Genomic DNA, 15,141 nt, shown 5'->3' with positions numbered 1-15,141 from the left:
GCAAGCTTCCGATCAGCGGCAACCCAACCTCCCTGTCAGAATTTGGTGCGAATACCGAAAGATACCAGCCGGCCGAGCGTGCTGCCATTGGTATATCCCGATGCACTGTTCAGGAACGGCGGGTCCTCGTCAAAGACATTGTCGACGTTCAGCGTCAGCATGGTATTCGCGAGCATGTCGCCGAGATCGTAACTGAAGAAGAGATCGACGGTGTCGAAGGCCGCGACGCGCTCCTGCGGTGCCAGCCCGATGACCGGATAGCCGCTGCGGTGGTTCAGCGTCGCGCGCGCGGTAAAATCGCCGATAGTCGCGCCAAGCCCTGCCGTGAACAGGAAGCGCCCGGTGCCGTTTTTGAGGTCGTCGTTGACCGGGCCGCCCTGCACCACCTGCGTTTCGCGATTGAGGATATAGCTGCCCGCGAAGTTCGCGCTCACCGAACCGAACCCGGTCGGGCGATTATAGGCGAGGTTGAAGTCGATGCCGTCGACATTGACCGCGCCAAGGTTCGCGCGCTGCGCGAGGAACAACACATAGGGCGAGCTGATCGCGAACAAGGTCGCGAGGTTGGGCACGCCATCGACGCGCAGATTACCGGCAGCCGCCTGCGCCTGTGCGAGCGTCGGGTTAAGAATGAAGAAATCTGCATAGGCCGGCGTCGTGAACAAAAGCGGCGACGTGAACGGCGGCACGGCGATCGCATCCTTGAACTTCACGTTGAAATAGGTCGCGCTCGCGACGAAGCCTTCGAGCGCGGCGGGCTTGAGGTCGAAACCGAGCGACCATGTATCGGCGGTCTCGGGCTTCAGGTTTGCGTTGCCGCCGGCGATCGCGATCGTCGGGCGCAGCGCGTCGAAGGGCGAGCTCGTCGGCGCGCGGAACGGGCTGAACGGCAGCACCTGCACGCGCGCGTCGACCGAATTGCCGAGATCGGCGAGGCTCGGCGCGTGGAACGACGTGCCGTAATTGCCGCGGATCGTCAGCGCCTCGAACGGGCGCCAGGTGACGCCGATCTTGGGATTGGTCGTACCGCCGACGTCGCTGTAATCGTCGTAGCGGATCGAACCCGACAGCTCGAGGCTGTAGAAGCCCGGCGTGCGATTGTCGGCGCCGAAGATCGGGATCAGCAATTCGCCGAACAGCGACTTCACATTGCGCGCGGCATAGGCGTTCGAGCCGGTGACGGCATTTTCGGGGCCGCTCCCGGTGAAGGAGCGGATATTCTCGTAATGATATTCGCCGCCGACCGCGAGACGGATATCGCCGCCGGGAAGGCTGGTCAGCGGACCGTCGAGCACGATGCGCCCTTCGGCGAGCTCCTGCGTCGCTTCGCCATAGTTGACGAAATCGTCGATCGCCGCGAGCACCAGCGGCGAGGTTGCCGAGAGATTATAGGGATTGAGCGCGGTAGCGGTCGTTGTCCCGTTCAGCGCGATGGTCGCGGCGGTCGAGTTAAACGAACGCTCGGTCGATTCATTCTCGCTGCGGCCGAAATTGGCCATCGTGCGCAGCTGCCAGCCGCCGCCGAGTTCGAAATCGAAGCTGGGCGTGATGCCATAGGAAGAAAAGCGCGACGGACTGTCGTTGCTCGGCCCGAAGACATCGTCGAACGCGAAAGCGACGCTGTGCGCCAGTTCGGCGCCGATCGGCTGGAAGAAGGGATTGGCGGCGGTGATCGTCCCGCTCATGCTGCTCTGCGCGCTGCGGTGCAGCGTATCGCGCTGCGACCAATAGGCCGACAGCTTGAACGCGACCGAATCGCTGAGGTCCTGCGTCAGTCCGGCAAAGACGCTGTGCCGTTCTTCGCGCGGATAGATGGCGGCATAGTCGGTCTGGTCGCAGCGATTGATCCCCGGCGCGCGCCCGGGCAGCGCATAGGTCGTCGTACCGACCGTGATGTTCGCGAGCGCGCAGGCGGTGCTCCGGAAATCGCCGCCGCCGCGATCGGTCTGGTTCGCCGTTGCATAACCGCGGTCGAGGCCGATCAGATCGTCATGCCAGGCATAGGAATAGGAGACGAAGACCGAACCCGACCCCCAGTCCCTGCCCGCAATGATGCTGGCGTCGACCGTCTGATAATCCTTGGCGAAGCCGTAGCGCGCATTGACGCCGATGCCGTCGTAGCGGTCGCGCGTGATGAAGTTGATCACGCCGCCGATCGCGTCGGAGCCATAGATCGACGAGCCGCCGTCGGGGATGACGTCGACGCGCTTGATGACGTCGGGCGGAATAACCGAAGGATCGAAGCTCGTCTGCAGGATGCCCGCGCCGACCATCCGGTGCCCGTCGAGCAGCACGAGCGTGGTCGAACCGCCGCTGGCACCGAGATTGCGGATATTGGGGCGCACGATCGGATTGCCGAAATTGCCGAGCCCCGCCGGCACCGTACCGAAATTGCCGACCTGCGGGATCGAGGCAAGCAGGTCGTTCGCCGACGCCGCGCCCGAGGCGACGACATCGGCCTCGCTGACCGCAACGACATTCGTCCCGACGGGCGCGACGCCCCGCAGCAAGGTGCCGGTAACGACGATGTCTGCATCGGTCGGCGCGTCGGGATCGGCCTCCTGTGCATAGGCCGCATTGGCGCCGAGCAATGCCGCCATACATGCCGCCGCCGAAACGCCCCGCCGCCAGGCGCGACGCCGTCCAACCATATCCAGACCCGCAGCCATTGCCTTCATCGCATCCTCCCTGCACTCGCCCTCGCGAGTTGTCCCTTTTGACGGAGGCGCCTGTACGGCGATCTTTTCCTCCGATGCTACGCTTCGCTGAGCGTTTCTGCATCAATGCTCATTATTTGTCTTTATTAATCACGTCAACGATCATTTTCAATCATTCAAGCTCGAACAGCACGGCGAACCGCCGTTTTCTTCCGAAAGGCTTTGGAAAATTCAGGCGATGATGACGCGGATGCCTGCGGCTTCCATCATCGCGACGTGGGGCGGCTCGATTCCGGAGTCGGTGACGACGATGTCGATCTCGTCGAGCGCACAGACGACATTTCCCGAGGGACCCGAAAATTTGGAGCTGTCGACGAGCACGATGATCTCGTCGGCGCGTTCGATCAGGCGGCGCTCGGCGGCAACGAGGATGACGTCGGCCTGCATCAGTCCCGCGGGGCCCATTGACGCCGCGCCCATGAACAGCTTCGGCGCATGAAAGCGCGGCATGCCGTCGTCGCCGGCAGCGGATAGCACGATATTCTGCTCGCGGAACACCTGCCCCGAGGGAATGAGGATGCGCGTCGTCGGCTGCGGCAGCAGCGCGCTGACGATGTGCAGCGAGTTGGTCAGAACCTGAAGGCTGAGCCCGTCGAGATGCGGGCACATCTGCAGCGTCGTCGAACCGCCGTCGATCATCACGCCCTCGCCCGGGATGCAGAGCGCAGCCGCCGCACGCCCGATCGCTTCCTTCGCGGCGCGGTTGCGTCCGATATTCTCGTGAAACGGGACGCCCGACAGGCCTTCCTCGGGGGTGGCGGCCGCACCGCCGCTTCCGCCGACCCGCTTCGCCCCGCCGCGCACACGCGTGATCACCCCGGCTTCTTCCAGCCGGTCAAGATCGCGGCGGATTGTCGCTGGGGACGCCGCCACGCGGCTTTCGAGATCGCGGAACGAGACGAAACCGCTCTCGCCCAGGCTGTCGAGGATCATTTTTTCGCGTTCGGCTGCGTGCATCGGGGTCCCTGTCTGATTGCGTCTATTTGACGGGAGCTGCGCCGAGTTGCAATCGAATGATTAGATGATTCCTGCCGCAGCGCCCGCGGCCTTGCGTTCCTGCGCCTTCCGGCCGCGCCAGCCGCTCGCACGATAGGCCGCGATCGTATCGATCGCTCCCCCCGCTTCGGCGCGCGCCATCGCAAGGATCGGCGTGACGTCGGTCCGGTAGGCGGCGCGCAGCGACTGGAACGCCATCATCGTGTCATTGGCCTCCTGCGCCGCGAGGAGGGCCTCGCGGTCGACGAGCAGGGCCTTGGCGTATGCAGTGGCAATCGCTTCGGCCGACGAGAGCATGCTTTCGATCGGATCGGTCACATTGTGCGACTGGTCGATCATGTAAACAGGGCGGAAATCGCCGCGCGGGTTCAGCTCGGCCTCGATCAGTTCGTTGAAGACGAGGAAGAGCTGGTGCGGATTGATCGATCCCGAGTCGAGATCGTCGTCGCCATATTTGCTGTCGTTGAAGTGGAATCCGCCAAGCTTTCCGAAGCGATGCAGCCGCGCAACGATCTGTTCGATATTCACGTTCGGCGCATGATGACCGAGATCGACGAGGCATTTCGCCTTGTCGCCCAGTTCCTGCGCGACGAGGATCGAGCTGCCCCAGTCGGAAATCACGGTCGAATAGAAGGCGGGTTCGAACATCTTGTGCTCGATCAGCATCCGCCAGTCGCCGGGCAGCGCCGCATAGACCTGCGACGCGGCATCGAGATAGCGATCGAGCGAGCGGCCGAGATCCTGCTGCCCCGGGAAATTGGTGCCATCGCCGACCCAGACGGTGAGGTCGGTCACGCCGAGTTGCTTCCCGATCTCGATACATTCGATGTTGTGCGCAATCGCCTGCTCGCGCACATCGGCGCGGGTCGAAGAGAGCGAGCCGGAGGCATAGCTTTCAACCTGCCCCGGCTGGTCCTGAAAGGTGTTGCTGTTCACCGCGTCGAAAGCGAGCCCGAACGACGCAGCCTCTTCGCGCAGCGCGCGATAATCGCTGACCTTGTCCCACGGGAAATGCGGGCTGACGCGCGGAGTCGCGCGGCCGAGCTGCTGGATGACCGCGCAGTCCTCCAGCTTTTCGTGGATGTTGGTCGGCTCGCCGGCGATCGGGAATTTGGCGAAGCGCGTACCGCCGCGCCCCGCGCCCCAGCTCGGCACCGCGACCGAAAAACCCGCGACCTTCGCCTTCACGCCATCGATATCGATCCCCCGCCGACCGAGCTGGCGGCCAAGGCTGGCATAATCATCGTCGAGCGCGGCGGCGAGACCGGCGTTCAGCCGCTCGATATCCTCCTGTGCGAGCGGCAGGTTGCCGGACATAATATTCTCCTGAATTGCGCGTCTTACCGCGGGAATGCCTGCGCGTTGCCGGCATCGACGTTGATCATGTTTCCGGTCGACTTTGCCGACATATCAGAGCTGAGGAAATAGACGGCTTCGGCGACATCCTCGGGCAGCACGTCGCGCTTCAGCATCGAACGGTTGCGATAATGTTCCTCGAGCTCGCTGCCCGAATCGATCCCGTGCGCGCCCGCGCGTTCGCGGCGCCAGTCGCCGTCCCAGATGCGCGACCCCTTGATCACGGCATCGGGATTGACGGTGTTGACGCGGATACCGAAGGGCGCCCCTTCGAGCGCGAGGCAGCGTGCAAGATGCAGCGCCGCGGCCTTCGCCGAGGCGTATGCGGATGCGTTGGTCGCCGCCGCAATGCCATTCTTCGACCCGATGAAGACGATCGAGCCGCTGCCTTGCGCCTTCATCAGCGGAAAGGCTGCGCGCGCGGTCAGGAAATAGCCCTGCGCGAGCACGTCATAATTGCGCTGCCACAGGTCGAGCGTCGTGTCTTCGATCGGCGCCGACGACGCGATGCCCGCATTGGCGACGAGAATGTCGAGCCCGCCGAATTCGCGCGCGCACGCGGCAAAAGCATCGGCGACCTGCGCCTCGTCGGTCACGTCGCAAACCGCCGAACGGATCCGGTCGCGTCCGAAACGCCCTTCGAGCTCGCTCGCGGCCTTCGCCAAGGCGTCGACGTCGCGGTCGACGAGCAGCACGCACGCATCGTCCGCGGCAAGCCGCTCGGCGGTTGCGGCGCCGATACCACCCGCGCCGCCGGTTACGAGCGCGATGCGCCCGGCGAGGGGTTTAGGCTTCGGCATGCGCTGGAGCTTCGCCTCCTCGAGCAGCCAATATTCGATGTCGAACGCTTCCTGCTCGTCGAGCCCCACATAGGCGCCGATCGCCTCCGCGCCGCGCATCACATTGATCGCGTTCGCATAAAATTCGCCCGCGAGCCGCGCGGTCGTCTTGTCGCCGGCAAAGGTCATGCGGCCGATGCCCGGGACGAGAATGACGACGGGATTGGGATCGCGCATCGCGGGTGACCCCGGTCGCGCGCAGCGCTGGTAATAGGCGGCGTAATCGCTGCGATAGGCCTCTATCCGCTCGGCGAGATAGGCGCCGTCCGCGATCCGCGCCGGATCGAGCACCAGCGGCGCGATCTTGGTCCGCAGGAAATGATCGGGGCACGAAGTGCCGATTGCCGCGAGCTTCGCGAAATCGCAGCTGCCGGTGAATTCGAGCGTTTCGGCATCATCGGCAAAATGGCCGACGCGGCGCCCGCCCATCAGGCCACGCAGCTTCGGCATCAGCTCCGCTGCGACGGCGGCGCGTTCCGCGACAGGACGTGCCGCGACGATCTCGCCCCCGAACGCCGGCGCGTCGGCCAGCTTTGCGTTCAGAAAATTTGCGGCATCGGCGATCAGCGCGATCGTGTTGTCGTAACAGGCCCTCGCGCTGTCGCCCCAGCAGATGATGCCGTGCCCCGCGAGCATCACCCCGCGCAGTCCCGGATTGGCAGCGACATGATCGCGAAGCTTCAATCCCAAATCGAAGCCCGGCCGCTGCCAGGGAAGCCAGCCGATCGCGCCGCCCCAGATCGCCTGCGTCGCCGCCTCGCCCTCGCTCGACGCGGCGAGCGCGATGATCGCATCGGGATGGACATGGTCGACATGCGCGAAGGGCAGATAGGCGTGGAGCGGCGTGTCGATCGACGCCGCGCGCGGATTGAGCGCGAAGGTGCAGTGCGGCAGATAAGCGACCATCTCATCCTCGTGCGCGAGACCGCGATAGAGGCTTTCAAGGCCGAGCAACTTGCCCTGATAGAGCGTCGAAAAGCCGTCGAGTTTCATCGACCCGATGTCGCCGCCCGATCCCTTGACCCACAGGACCGGGACGGTCTCACCGGTCAACGGATCGCTCCCGTCGAGCTTGGCAGAGGTATTGCCGCCGCCGAAATTGGTGACCGTCAGGTCCGAACCGAGACGGTTCGAACGATAAAGGAGCAGATCTTCGGGCGACTTGTCCGCCACCTCGTCTTCCGACCAGCGATTCGCCGGGATGGCGAACAGCAGTGCGGCGGCATTGGATTGCGGCGGGACGTCCAGAAGATCGGGCATGAAGGAAACTCGTTGTTTCGACTATGGCACGCCATGTATCGAAAAGGCTGGCGCTCTGCAATCAGTTTCGATAAAGTTCGATCAAATTCGGTCGCAACGAAGCAAGAGGGAGAGGAATGAGGGGTCGCGCAACCATAGTCCTCGATGTCGGGAAAACGCTGGCAAAGCTCAGCCTCTGGTCGCCCGACGGCGCGCTGATCGAACGGCGCGTGCGGCCGAACGAGCGCGTCAGGACAGCGGACTATATGGCGCTCGATACCGCCGGGATCGAGCTCTGGGCGACCGAGGTGCTCCGTTATTTCGGCACACTCGCCGATGTCGGGGCGATCATCCCGGTCGGGCATGGTGCGGGCGTGGCAATCATCCGCGACGACCGGCTGGCCTGTCCCCCGATCGATTATGAAGAGGCGATGCCCGCCCCGCTTCGCGCAGCCTACCACGCCGAGCGCGGCGCGTTCGCCGAAACCGGCTCGCCCTGCCTGCCCGACGGCCTCAACCTCGGCGCCCAGCTGTATCGTCTCGAACATCTCGATCCGTCGCTGGCGCACGGCACCCGGATCTTGCCCTGGGCGCAATATTGGAGCTGGCGGCTGAGCGGCGTCGCCGCGTCGGAAGTCACCAGCCTCGGCTGCCACTCCGACCTCTGGAACCCCATCGCCGGCACGCCGTCGCAGCTTGCCGAACGGCGCGGCTGGGCGAACAGGCTCGCGCCGCTGCACCGCGCCGGCGACATCCTTGGCAGGCTGACGCCGGCGTGGACCGCGACGACGGGCCTGCCGACCGACACCGAGGTGCATTGCGGGCTCCATGATTCGAATGCCGCCCTGCTCGCGGCGCGCGGCTTTGCCGAAATCGCGGAACATGAATCGACCGTCCTTTCGACCGGCACCTGGTTCGTCGCAATGCGATCGCCAAAGGATGCCGCGTCGGTCGACATCGGGCGCCTCGACGAAGGACGCGACTGCCTGATCAACGTCGATGCCTTTGGCAAACCGATCCCGTCGGCGCGCTTCATGGGCGGCCGCGAGATCGAGACGCTGATCGGCCTCGACACGCGGCGGATTGATATTGCACCCGACCAGCCCGCACTGCTCGCTGCGCTGCCCGACGTGCTGGCGGCGGGCGCGATGGTGTTGCCGAGCCTTGCACCCGGCTTCGGCCCCTTCCCGCGCGGGCGCGGGGGCTGGCTTGCCGAACCCACGGGATCCGAGCGGCGGCGGGCGGCGGTATCGCTCTATGCCGCGCTCCTCGCCGACGCGGCGCTCGACCTCGTCGGGACGCAGGAGCGACTGCTGATCGAGGGCCGCTTTGCCGAAGGACAGGTCTTTGTGCGCGCGCTCGCCGCGCTGCGCCCCGACCTTCGCGTCTATGTCGGCAAGGCGCATAACGACGTGTCCTATGGCGCGCTGCGCCTGCTCGACGCCGCGCTGCCGCCGGTCGAGCCGCTCGAGCTGGTGCAGCCTCTCGACGCCGACCTCGCCGCCTATCGCGCGCGGTGGCGCCGCGAAAGCGAACGGATGGAAACCGCCGCGTGAAACCTGCATCGATCGGCGATTACCGCGAAGCGGCGCGGCGGCGCCTGCCGCATTTCCTGTTCGAATATTTCGACGGCGGTTCCTACGCCGAGCGCACGCTGCGCGCCAATATCGCCGACCTGCAGGACGTTGCGCTGCGCCAGCGCGTGCTGAACGATGTAGCGGCGATCGACCTGACGACGACGCTGCTCGGCCAGCAACTGGCGATGCCCGTCGCGCTCGGCCCGATCGGGCTTGCCGGCATGGCGGCGCGGCGCGGCGAGGTGCAGGCGGCGCGCGCGGCGGCGGCGAAGGGCGTGCCCTTCACGCTGTCGACCGTGTCGGCCTGCTCGCTCGCCGAAGTCGCACGCGGCTCGCCGGTGCCCTTCTGGTTCCAGCTCTACATGGTGCGCGATCGCGGCTTCATGCAGTCATTGCTCGACGAAGCGAGAACAGCGCATTGCCCGGTGCTGGTCTTCACCGTCGACATGCCGCTTCCCGGGGCGCGCTATCGCGACGTTCGTTCGGGGCTTTCGGGCGCCTCCGGCATTGCGGGACAGGCGCGCCGCGTCGGCCAGGCGATGCGTCGGCCCGGATGGGCATGGGACGTCGGCGTCCGCGGTCGGCCCCACCAGCTTGGCAATGTCGCGCCCTTGCTCGGCCCCAGATCGGGACTTGAGGACTTCCTTGGCTGGATGAAAGATAATTTCGATCCAGGCGTGACATGGCGCGATCTCGATTTCGTGCGCGCGCGTTGGAAGGGCCCGATCGTCATCAAGGGCATATTGGACGCCGACGATGCGCGCCTTGCCGCCGAAGCCGGGGTCGACGGAATCATCGTATCGAACCATGGCGGGCGCCAACTCGACGGGGTGCCGTCGGTCGCGCGGGCGCTGCCGGCGATCGCCGATGCGGTCGGCGACCGGTTGACCATCCTCGCCGACGGCGGGGTGCGATCGGGGCTCGACGTCGTGCGGATGCTTGCGCTTGGCGCAAAGGCCGTACTGCTCGGCCGCGCGTGGGCATTCGCGCTGGCCGCGGACGGCGAACGCGGCGTGCGGCATGTGCTCGACCTGATCGAGGCCGAAATGCGCGTCGCGATGGCGCTGACGGGGGTAACCGGAGTGGACAGGATCGGGCCGGACACATTAGCCGCCTGAGGGTTGTGAGGGGAGAAAAGGGATGGATGCGAACCCGCTGCTCGGCGTGTTCTTTCACTGGCTGGGCGGACTGTCGTCGGCGAGCTTTTATGTGCCGTACAAACGCATCCGCGCCTGGTCGTGGGAGATTTTCTGGATCACCGGCGGCATCTTCTCATGGGCGATCGCGCCATGGCTGTTCGCGTCGATCCAGACGCACGACCTGATCGGCGTACTCAGCCGCACGCCCGGCGATATCTGGTTCTGGTGCTGGTTCTGGGGCGCGATGTGGGGGCTCGGCGGGCTGACCTTCGGGCTCACCATGCGCTACCTCGGCCTCTCGCTCGGCATGGCGGTCGCGCTCGGGCTCACGACGGTGATCGGCACGATGGGGCCACCGATCTTTCGCGGCACCTTGGGCGAGCTGTTCGCGACGACGAGCGGGCAGACGGTGTTCCTCGGCATCGCGATCACCTTGGTTGGGATCGTCATCGTCGCGCAGGCGGGGCGCCGCAAGGAACGCGAGATGGACGCGGCGATCGCCGAGGCCGGCACGTCCGAGTTCAATCTCCGCAAGGGCCTCGCGATCGCGGTCTTTTCGGGCATCATGTCGGGCTGCTTCGCATGGGGTCTCGACGCCGGCGCGCCGATCCGCGAACTCACGCTTGCCGCCGGGACCGCGCCGCTATGGCAGGGCCTTCCCGTGCTCTGCGTCGTGCTGCTCGGCGGGCTTACCACCAACCTCATCTGGTGCGGCATCCTGATCGAGCGCAACCGCAGCGTGCGGCAATTCGCCGGCGAAGCGGCGCCCGGTGCGACCGAAAAGCCGCCGCTCGCGCTCAACTATGGCCTCGCCGCGCTCGGCGGGACGCTCTGGTATTTCCAGTTCTTCTTCTACACGATGGGCGAAAGCCAGATGGGGCGCTTCGGTTTTTCGAGCTGGACGCTGCACATGGCGAGCATCATCCTCTTCTCGACGCTCTGGGGCTTCGCGCTCAAGGAGTGGGCGCCCGCGGGCCAGCGCACGCGCGCGCTGGTGTGGCTGGGCATCGCGGTGCTCGTCGCCTCGACCGTCGTGATCGGGCTTGGCAACAGCCTCGCCTGACGGGTCTCAGGCAGGCGTGGCGGCAAGCTCGCCGCGCGCCTGCCGGAACACTTCGATGCTGCCCCAGATTGCGAGTGCGGCCATGATCGCGGCGACGGCAAGGTCGGGCCAGCTCCGTCCGGTGCCGAACACGCCGAGCGCGGCGCCCATCACGGCGATATTACCGATCGCATCGTTACGCGAGCAGATCCATACCGACCGCATGTTCGCATCGCCCGTCCGGTAACGATAGAGCATCAGCGCGACGGCGACATTGGCCGCGAGCGCGAGCGCGCCGATCAGCCCCATCGTCTCGGCATGCGGCGCCGATCCCGTGACGAAGCCCCAGACCGCCGATCCGAAGACCCAGAGGCCAAAGACAAGCATCGTCCCCGCCTTCAGCAAGGCGGCGCGTGCGCGCCAGGCGAGCGCCATGCCCGCGACGCCGAGGCTGATCGCATAATTGGCGCTGTCGCCAAGGAAATCGAGTGCATCGGCCTGCAGCGCGCGCGAATCCGCCGCGACGCCCGCAACAATCTCGACGCCGAACATCGCGGCGTTGATGATGAGCGCGATCCACAGGATCCGCCGCCATTTGGGGTCGTTGAGTGCGGTCTTGCCGCTTTTGCCGGCACAGCATTGGTCGGCCATCGCCGAATTCTCCTATCATCTTCGAGTCGGCACCCTATATGCACCCTGTAGCAACTACAGGGTCAAGCGATGAAAATCGGCGAATTGTCGCGTGCCACCGACACCAACATCGAAACCATCCGCTATTATGAGCGCATCGGCCTGCTTCCCGCGCCCGACCGGACGGCGGCCAATTATCGCAGCTATGGCGACGCGCACCGCTCGCGCCTCAGCTTCGTGCGCCATTCGCGCGATCTGGGCTTCACGATCGAGGAAATCCGCTCGCTGCTCGACCTGTCGGACGATCCCGCGCGCGATTGCGGCGAGGCCGACCGCATCGCGACCGCGCATCTCGAACAGGTCGAGGCAAAGATCGCGCAGCTGACTGCATTACGCAACGAGCTGGCGCGCATCGTCGGGCGATGCCGCGGCGGGCTCGCGGGCGATTGCCGGGTGATCGAAGCGCTCGGCGATCACCGCCACTGCGAAAGCGCGCATTGATTTGGGAAAGGTGGGACGATTCTGTTGCCCGGCTCGTCCCCAGCCGCTGGTATCCGATTCTGTTGCCCGGTTCGGTCCGAACCGCGTTCTATTTGTCTAACCTTAGGCCGTGAGGCTTATCGGTTAGGCAGCAAGAGCGAGTGCTTCGTTATCGTTAGCACTTATTGGTTTTGAGCCTTTAACGGGTTACTCAGCCCGGAAGAAAACATCGTCTTTGAACACACGTCGATCCTGGTTCGGCCCCGTCAGAAGCCCGCGCGCCCCAAAAGAAGCACGGGTTTGTGGTGGAGCCGCCGGGTACTGCCCCCGGGTCCGCTGTGTCTATTCCACGACACCATTTATCCTCATAGCCGACCGAAACCGGCACGACTTATATAGGAAGCCCGCCCGCGCTTGGAAAGAGCGCAGGCGGGCATTTTGTCGTGGACGCCGAACTACTTCTTTTTGAGTTCGTCGCGAATTTCCGTCAGCAGGTCGACCTCGGTCGGCCCCGCCGGCGCGTCGGGCGCCTTGCGCACCACCTTGTTCACCGCCCTGACCAGCAGGAAGATGATCCAGGCGAGGATCAGGAAATTGATCACCGCGGTGATGAAGGCACCATAGCCGATCATCGCCACCCCGGCCTTTTTTAGCGCGGCATAGTCGGTCGCTGCGATCCCGTCGGGCACGCTGCCGAGCAGGATGAACTTGCTCGAAAAATCGACCCCGCCGAAAATCCAGCCGACCAGCGGCATGATCAGATCTTCGGTCAGCGATCCGGTGATCGTCGCGAAGGCGCCGCCGATGATGACACCGACCGCGAGATCGATGACATTCCCGCGCGCGATAAATTCCCTGAACTCGCTCAACATCTTGCTGCTCCCCGGATATTGGCTTCCGTGCCTCGAACCTGCCGCGACGATTGCACAAAGGCAAGCAGCTTCCTATTATCTGTATTGTTGCGGCAAAACGCCGCCGGAGGGAGTTTTGTGACCATGACCTATCGTAACGCCCGCTGGTTGATCCTGCCCGTCGCCGCGATGAGCCTGTCCGCCTGCGGCATTAACAGTGTTCCCACCAAGGAAGAGGCCGCGAAGGCCAAATGGGCGAATGTCGAGGCCGCTTACCAGCGCCGCGCCGACCTGATCCCCAATCTGGTCGAAACCGCCAAGGGCGCATCGAAGATCGAACAGTCGACGCTCGAAGGCGTGATCCAGGCGCGCGCTTCGGCGACGCAGGTCAAGCTCAGCACCGACGACCTCAACGACCCCGCCAAAGTGCAGGCTTTCCAACAGGCGCAGGGCAATGTGTCGGGCGCGCTCGGCCGCCTGCTCGTCACCGTCGAACAATATCCCGACCTCAAGAGCCAGGCGCGCTTCGCCGACTTGATGACGCAGCTCGAGGGCACCGAAAACCGCATCAACGTGACGGTACAGGACTATAACGCCGCGGTGCAGGACTATAATACGACGATCCGGACCTTCCCCGACATCATCGGGGCAAAGATCGTCCACGGGGCGAAGCCGATGACGCCGTATCGCGCCGTCACCCCGAACGCCAATCAGGCGCCGAAGGTCGACTTCGGCCAGTAAGGTGGGCCTGACCGCCCTGCTCCGTCCGATGGCGGCAGCCGCCCTTTCCGGGCTGCTGCTGCTCTCGGCGCCGACATCCGCTCAGACGTTTCCCAAACTGACCGGGCGCGTCGTCGATCAGGCCGAGATCATTCCGGCAGCCGAAGAGGCCGATCTCGACATCCAGCTCGAACAGCTGGAGAAGACGACCGGGCACCAGCTGGTCGTCGCGACGGTCAACAGCCTCGATGGCAATGACATCGCCGACTATGGCTACAAGCTCGGCCGCGAGTGGAAGATCGGCGATGCCGAGAAGGACGACGGTGTCGTCTTCCTGATCGCGCCGAACGAGCGGCGGATGAATATTTCGGTCGGTTACGGCCTCGAACCGATCCTCACCGATGCGCTGTCGGGCCGGATCATCCGTGACGTCGTGACGCCGAAGTTCAAGGCGAACGATTATCCCGGCGGCATCCGCGACGGCGTCAACGCGATCGCGCAGCAGATCCAGCTGCCGCCCGAAGAAGCCGCGGCGCGCGCGGCGGCAGCCGATTCCGCCGAACGCGACCGCGCCGACGACGGCGACTGGGGCGGGCTTTTCTTCATCGGTTTCATCGTCTTTTTCTTCTTCATCCTGCCGATGCTCTCCAGCCTCGGCCGGCGCGGCAAGAAACGGCGCAAGGGCCGGCCATGGGATGCGCCGATCATCATCTGGGGCGGCGACGACTGGGGCGGCGGCAGCGGCGGCGGTTCCTCGTGGGGCGGCGGCGGATCGAGCTGGGGTGGCGGCGGGGGCGGTTTCGGCGGCTTCTCGGGCGGCGGCGGATCGTTCGGGGGCGGCGGCGCCTCGGGCGGCTGGTAGGGGGATGCAGCCATGAAAGTCAGCCACGTCAGCGAAGCCGACCATGATATCGTCACCGCCGCGGTCGCGGCGGCCGAGGCGCATACGAGCGGCGAAATCGTCGCCGTCGTCGCCGCAAAATCGAACGATTATGACGATGTCGCCCTGGTCTGGGCGAGCATCGTTGCCTTTGTCGCCATGTCGGTGATCGCGCTGTTTCCCGAATTTTATCGCGGCCTCTACGACCGGCTGACTGGCGGCTGGGGGCACGAGCTGACGGCCAATCAATGGCTTGGGACGGTGATCGCCATCGGCGTGATCAAATGGATCGGCATGTGGCTGATCCTGCTGTGGCGGCCGCTGCGGATGGCGCTGACCCCGCGCGCGATCAAGGCGCAGCGCGTGCGTGCCCGCGCGATCGACCTGTTCAAGGTCGGCACCGAGGGCAAGACCGCGGGACGAACCGGCGTCCTCCTTTATCTCAGCCTCAAGGAACATCGTGCCGATATCGTCGCCGACGAGGCGATTGCAGCGAAAGTATCGGCCGAGGTGTGGGGCGATGCGATGGTGGCACTGATCGACCATGTCCGCGCCGGACGACCCGGCGAAGGCATGGCCGAGGCAGTGCGCCAGATGGGCATCGTGCTGGCCGAACATTTCCCGCGCGGCAGCGAAAACCCGAACGAACTCCCCGACCGCCTGATCGAACTTTGA

13 protein-coding genes and 1 other RNA gene are annotated in these 15,141 nt (G+C 65.2%); 7 read left to right on the top strand and 7 right to left on the bottom strand.

Annotated features, from left to right (window positions below; genetic code table 11):
* Nucleotides 1-35: 35 nt before the first annotated feature.
* The 4 genes from VGU00_RS11960 to VGU00_RS11945 all read right to left on the bottom strand — a co-directional run bounded on the left by VGU00_RS11960 (nt 36) and on the right by VGU00_RS11945 (nt 7,168).
* Entirely contained in the window at nt 36-2,600 is a 2,565-nt protein-coding gene (locus VGU00_RS11960; protein ID WP_327468750.1) for a TonB-dependent receptor domain-containing protein, read from the bottom strand.
* 288 nt (nt 2,601-2,888) lie between these two features.
* Entirely contained in the window at nt 2,889-3,674 is a 786-nt protein-coding gene (locus VGU00_RS11955; RefSeq protein WP_327468748.1) for a DeoR/GlpR family DNA-binding transcription regulator, read from the bottom strand.
* Nucleotides 3,675-3,734: 60 nt separating this feature from the next.
* A complete protein-coding gene (rhaI, locus tag VGU00_RS11950) occupies nt 3,735-5,030 on the bottom strand; it encodes an L-rhamnose catabolism isomerase (RefSeq protein ID WP_327468746.1) in 1,296 nt (431 codons plus the stop codon).
* A gap of 23 nt (nt 5,031-5,053) precedes the next feature.
* Nucleotides 5,054-7,168 carry a bifunctional rhamnulose-1-phosphate aldolase/short-chain dehydrogenase gene (locus VGU00_RS11945; RefSeq protein ID WP_327468745.1) on the bottom strand — a complete coding sequence of 705 codons (2,115 nt, stop codon included), beginning with the start codon at nt 7,166-7,168 and terminating at the stop codon, nt 5,054-5,056.
* 116 nt (nt 7,169-7,284) lie between these two features.
* Between VGU00_RS11945 and VGU00_RS11940 the strand changes: the two genes are divergently transcribed.
* The 3 genes from VGU00_RS11940 to rhaT are packed head-to-tail and all read left to right on the top strand — an operon-like array spanning nt 7,285 to nt 10,926.
* Nucleotides 7,285-8,703 (top strand): carbohydrate kinase, encoded by a 1,419-nt coding sequence (locus VGU00_RS11940; protein WP_327468743.1) that lies wholly within the window; start codon nt 7,285-7,287, stop codon nt 8,701-8,703.
* Entirely contained in the window at nt 8,700-9,842 is a 1,143-nt protein-coding gene (gene lldD, locus VGU00_RS11935; protein ID WP_327468741.1) for an FMN-dependent L-lactate dehydrogenase LldD, read from the top strand. The genes VGU00_RS11940 and lldD overlap by 4 nt, the downstream gene beginning before the upstream one ends.
* 22 nt (nt 9,843-9,864) lie before the next feature.
* Nucleotides 9,865-10,926 (top strand): L-rhamnose/proton symporter RhaT, encoded by a 1,062-nt coding sequence (gene rhaT / locus VGU00_RS11930; protein WP_327468739.1) that lies wholly within the window; start codon nt 9,865-9,867, stop codon nt 10,924-10,926.
* Between the two features lie 6 nt (nt 10,927-10,932).
* On the opposite strand, the gene VGU00_RS11925 is transcribed toward rhaT, so the two are convergent.
* Nucleotides 10,933-11,556: a cation transporter gene (locus tag VGU00_RS11925; protein ID WP_327468737.1), complete on the bottom strand. Its 624-nt coding sequence runs from the start codon at nt 11,554-11,556 to the stop codon at nt 10,933-10,935.
* A gap of 69 nt (nt 11,557-11,625) precedes the next feature.
* Here VGU00_RS11925 and VGU00_RS11920 point away from each other — a divergent pair, with 69 nt between their 5' ends.
* Nucleotides 11,626-12,036, top strand: coding sequence for a helix-turn-helix domain-containing protein (locus VGU00_RS11920; protein ID WP_327468735.1), 411 nt, complete (start codon nt 11,626-11,628; stop codon nt 12,034-12,036).
* A gap of 48 nt (nt 12,037-12,084) precedes the next feature.
* On the opposite strand, the gene ssrA is transcribed toward VGU00_RS11920, so the two are convergent.
* Nucleotides 12,085-12,440, bottom strand: a transfer-messenger RNA (tmRNA) gene (ssrA, locus tag VGU00_RS11915).
* Nucleotides 12,441-12,470: 30 nt separating this feature from the next.
* The gene (gene mscL / locus VGU00_RS11910) at nt 12,471-12,887 is read right to left on the bottom strand and encodes a large conductance mechanosensitive channel protein MscL (RefSeq protein WP_327468733.1); all 417 of its coding nucleotides are present in this window, start codon (nt 12,885-12,887) and stop codon (nt 12,471-12,473) included.
* Nucleotides 12,888-13,010: 123 nt separating this feature from the next.
* Here mscL and VGU00_RS11905 point away from each other — a divergent pair, with 123 nt between their 5' ends.
* From VGU00_RS11905 to VGU00_RS11895, 3 genes are read left to right on the top strand one after another with little or no spacing between them, the layout of a single operon-like run.
* A complete protein-coding gene (locus VGU00_RS11905; RefSeq protein ID WP_327468731.1) occupies nt 13,011-13,607 on the top strand; it encodes a LemA family protein in 597 nt (198 codons plus the stop codon).
* Nucleotides 13,608-13,635: 28 nt separating this feature from the next.
* Nucleotides 13,636-14,448, top strand: coding sequence for a TPM domain-containing protein (locus tag VGU00_RS11900; RefSeq protein ID WP_327469823.1), 813 nt, complete (start codon nt 13,636-13,638; stop codon nt 14,446-14,448).
* Nucleotides 14,449-14,460: 12 nt separating this feature from the next.
* Nucleotides 14,461-15,141: a TPM domain-containing protein gene (locus VGU00_RS11895; RefSeq protein WP_327468729.1), complete on the top strand. Its 681-nt coding sequence runs from the start codon at nt 14,461-14,463 to the stop codon at nt 15,139-15,141.

The sequence above is a fragment of the Sphingopyxis sp. genome (assembly GCF_035944815.1).
In the GTDB taxonomy this organism is placed as follows: Bacteria; Pseudomonadota; Alphaproteobacteria; order Sphingomonadales; family Sphingomonadaceae; genus Sphingopyxis.
Note: the sequence above shows the minus strand (reverse complement) of the source record. Positions and strands in the feature narration are given on the sequence as shown.

Coding starts and splice junctions, on each gene's coding strand:
- VGU00_RS11925 (WP_327468737.1), bottom strand. CDS start 11,556: ATGGCCGACCAATGCTGTGCCGGCAAAAGCGGCAAGACCGCACTCAAC.
- VGU00_RS11955 (WP_327468748.1), bottom strand. CDS start 3,674: ATGCACGCAGCCGAACGCGAAAAAATGATCCTCGACAGCCTGGGCGAG.
- VGU00_RS11905 (WP_327468731.1), top strand. CDS start 13,011: ATGACCTATCGTAACGCCCGCTGGTTGATCCTGCCCGTCGCCGCGATG.
- VGU00_RS11900 (WP_327469823.1), top strand. CDS start 13,636: ATGGCGGCAGCCGCCCTTTCCGGGCTGCTGCTGCTCTCGGCGCCGACA.
- VGU00_RS11945 (WP_327468745.1), bottom strand. CDS start 7,168: ATGCCCGATCTTCTGGACGTCCCGCCGCAATCCAATGCCGCCGCACTG.
- rhaT (WP_327468739.1), top strand. CDS start 9,865: ATGGATGCGAACCCGCTGCTCGGCGTGTTCTTTCACTGGCTGGGCGGA.
- VGU00_RS11940 (WP_327468743.1), top strand. CDS start 7,285: ATGAGGGGTCGCGCAACCATAGTCCTCGATGTCGGGAAAACGCTGGCA.
- VGU00_RS11895 (WP_327468729.1), top strand. CDS start 14,461: ATGAAAGTCAGCCACGTCAGCGAAGCCGACCATGATATCGTCACCGCC.
- mscL (WP_327468733.1), bottom strand. CDS start 12,887: ATGTTGAGCGAGTTCAGGGAATTTATCGCGCGCGGGAATGTCATCGAT.
- VGU00_RS11960 (WP_327468750.1), bottom strand. CDS start 2,600: ATGGCGGCATTGCTCGGCGCCAATGCGGCCTATGCACAGGAGGCCGAT.
- VGU00_RS11920 (WP_327468735.1), top strand. CDS start 11,626: ATGAAAATCGGCGAATTGTCGCGTGCCACCGACACCAACATCGAAACC.
- rhaI (WP_327468746.1), bottom strand. CDS start 5,030: ATGTCCGGCAACCTGCCGCTCGCACAGGAGGATATCGAGCGGCTGAAC.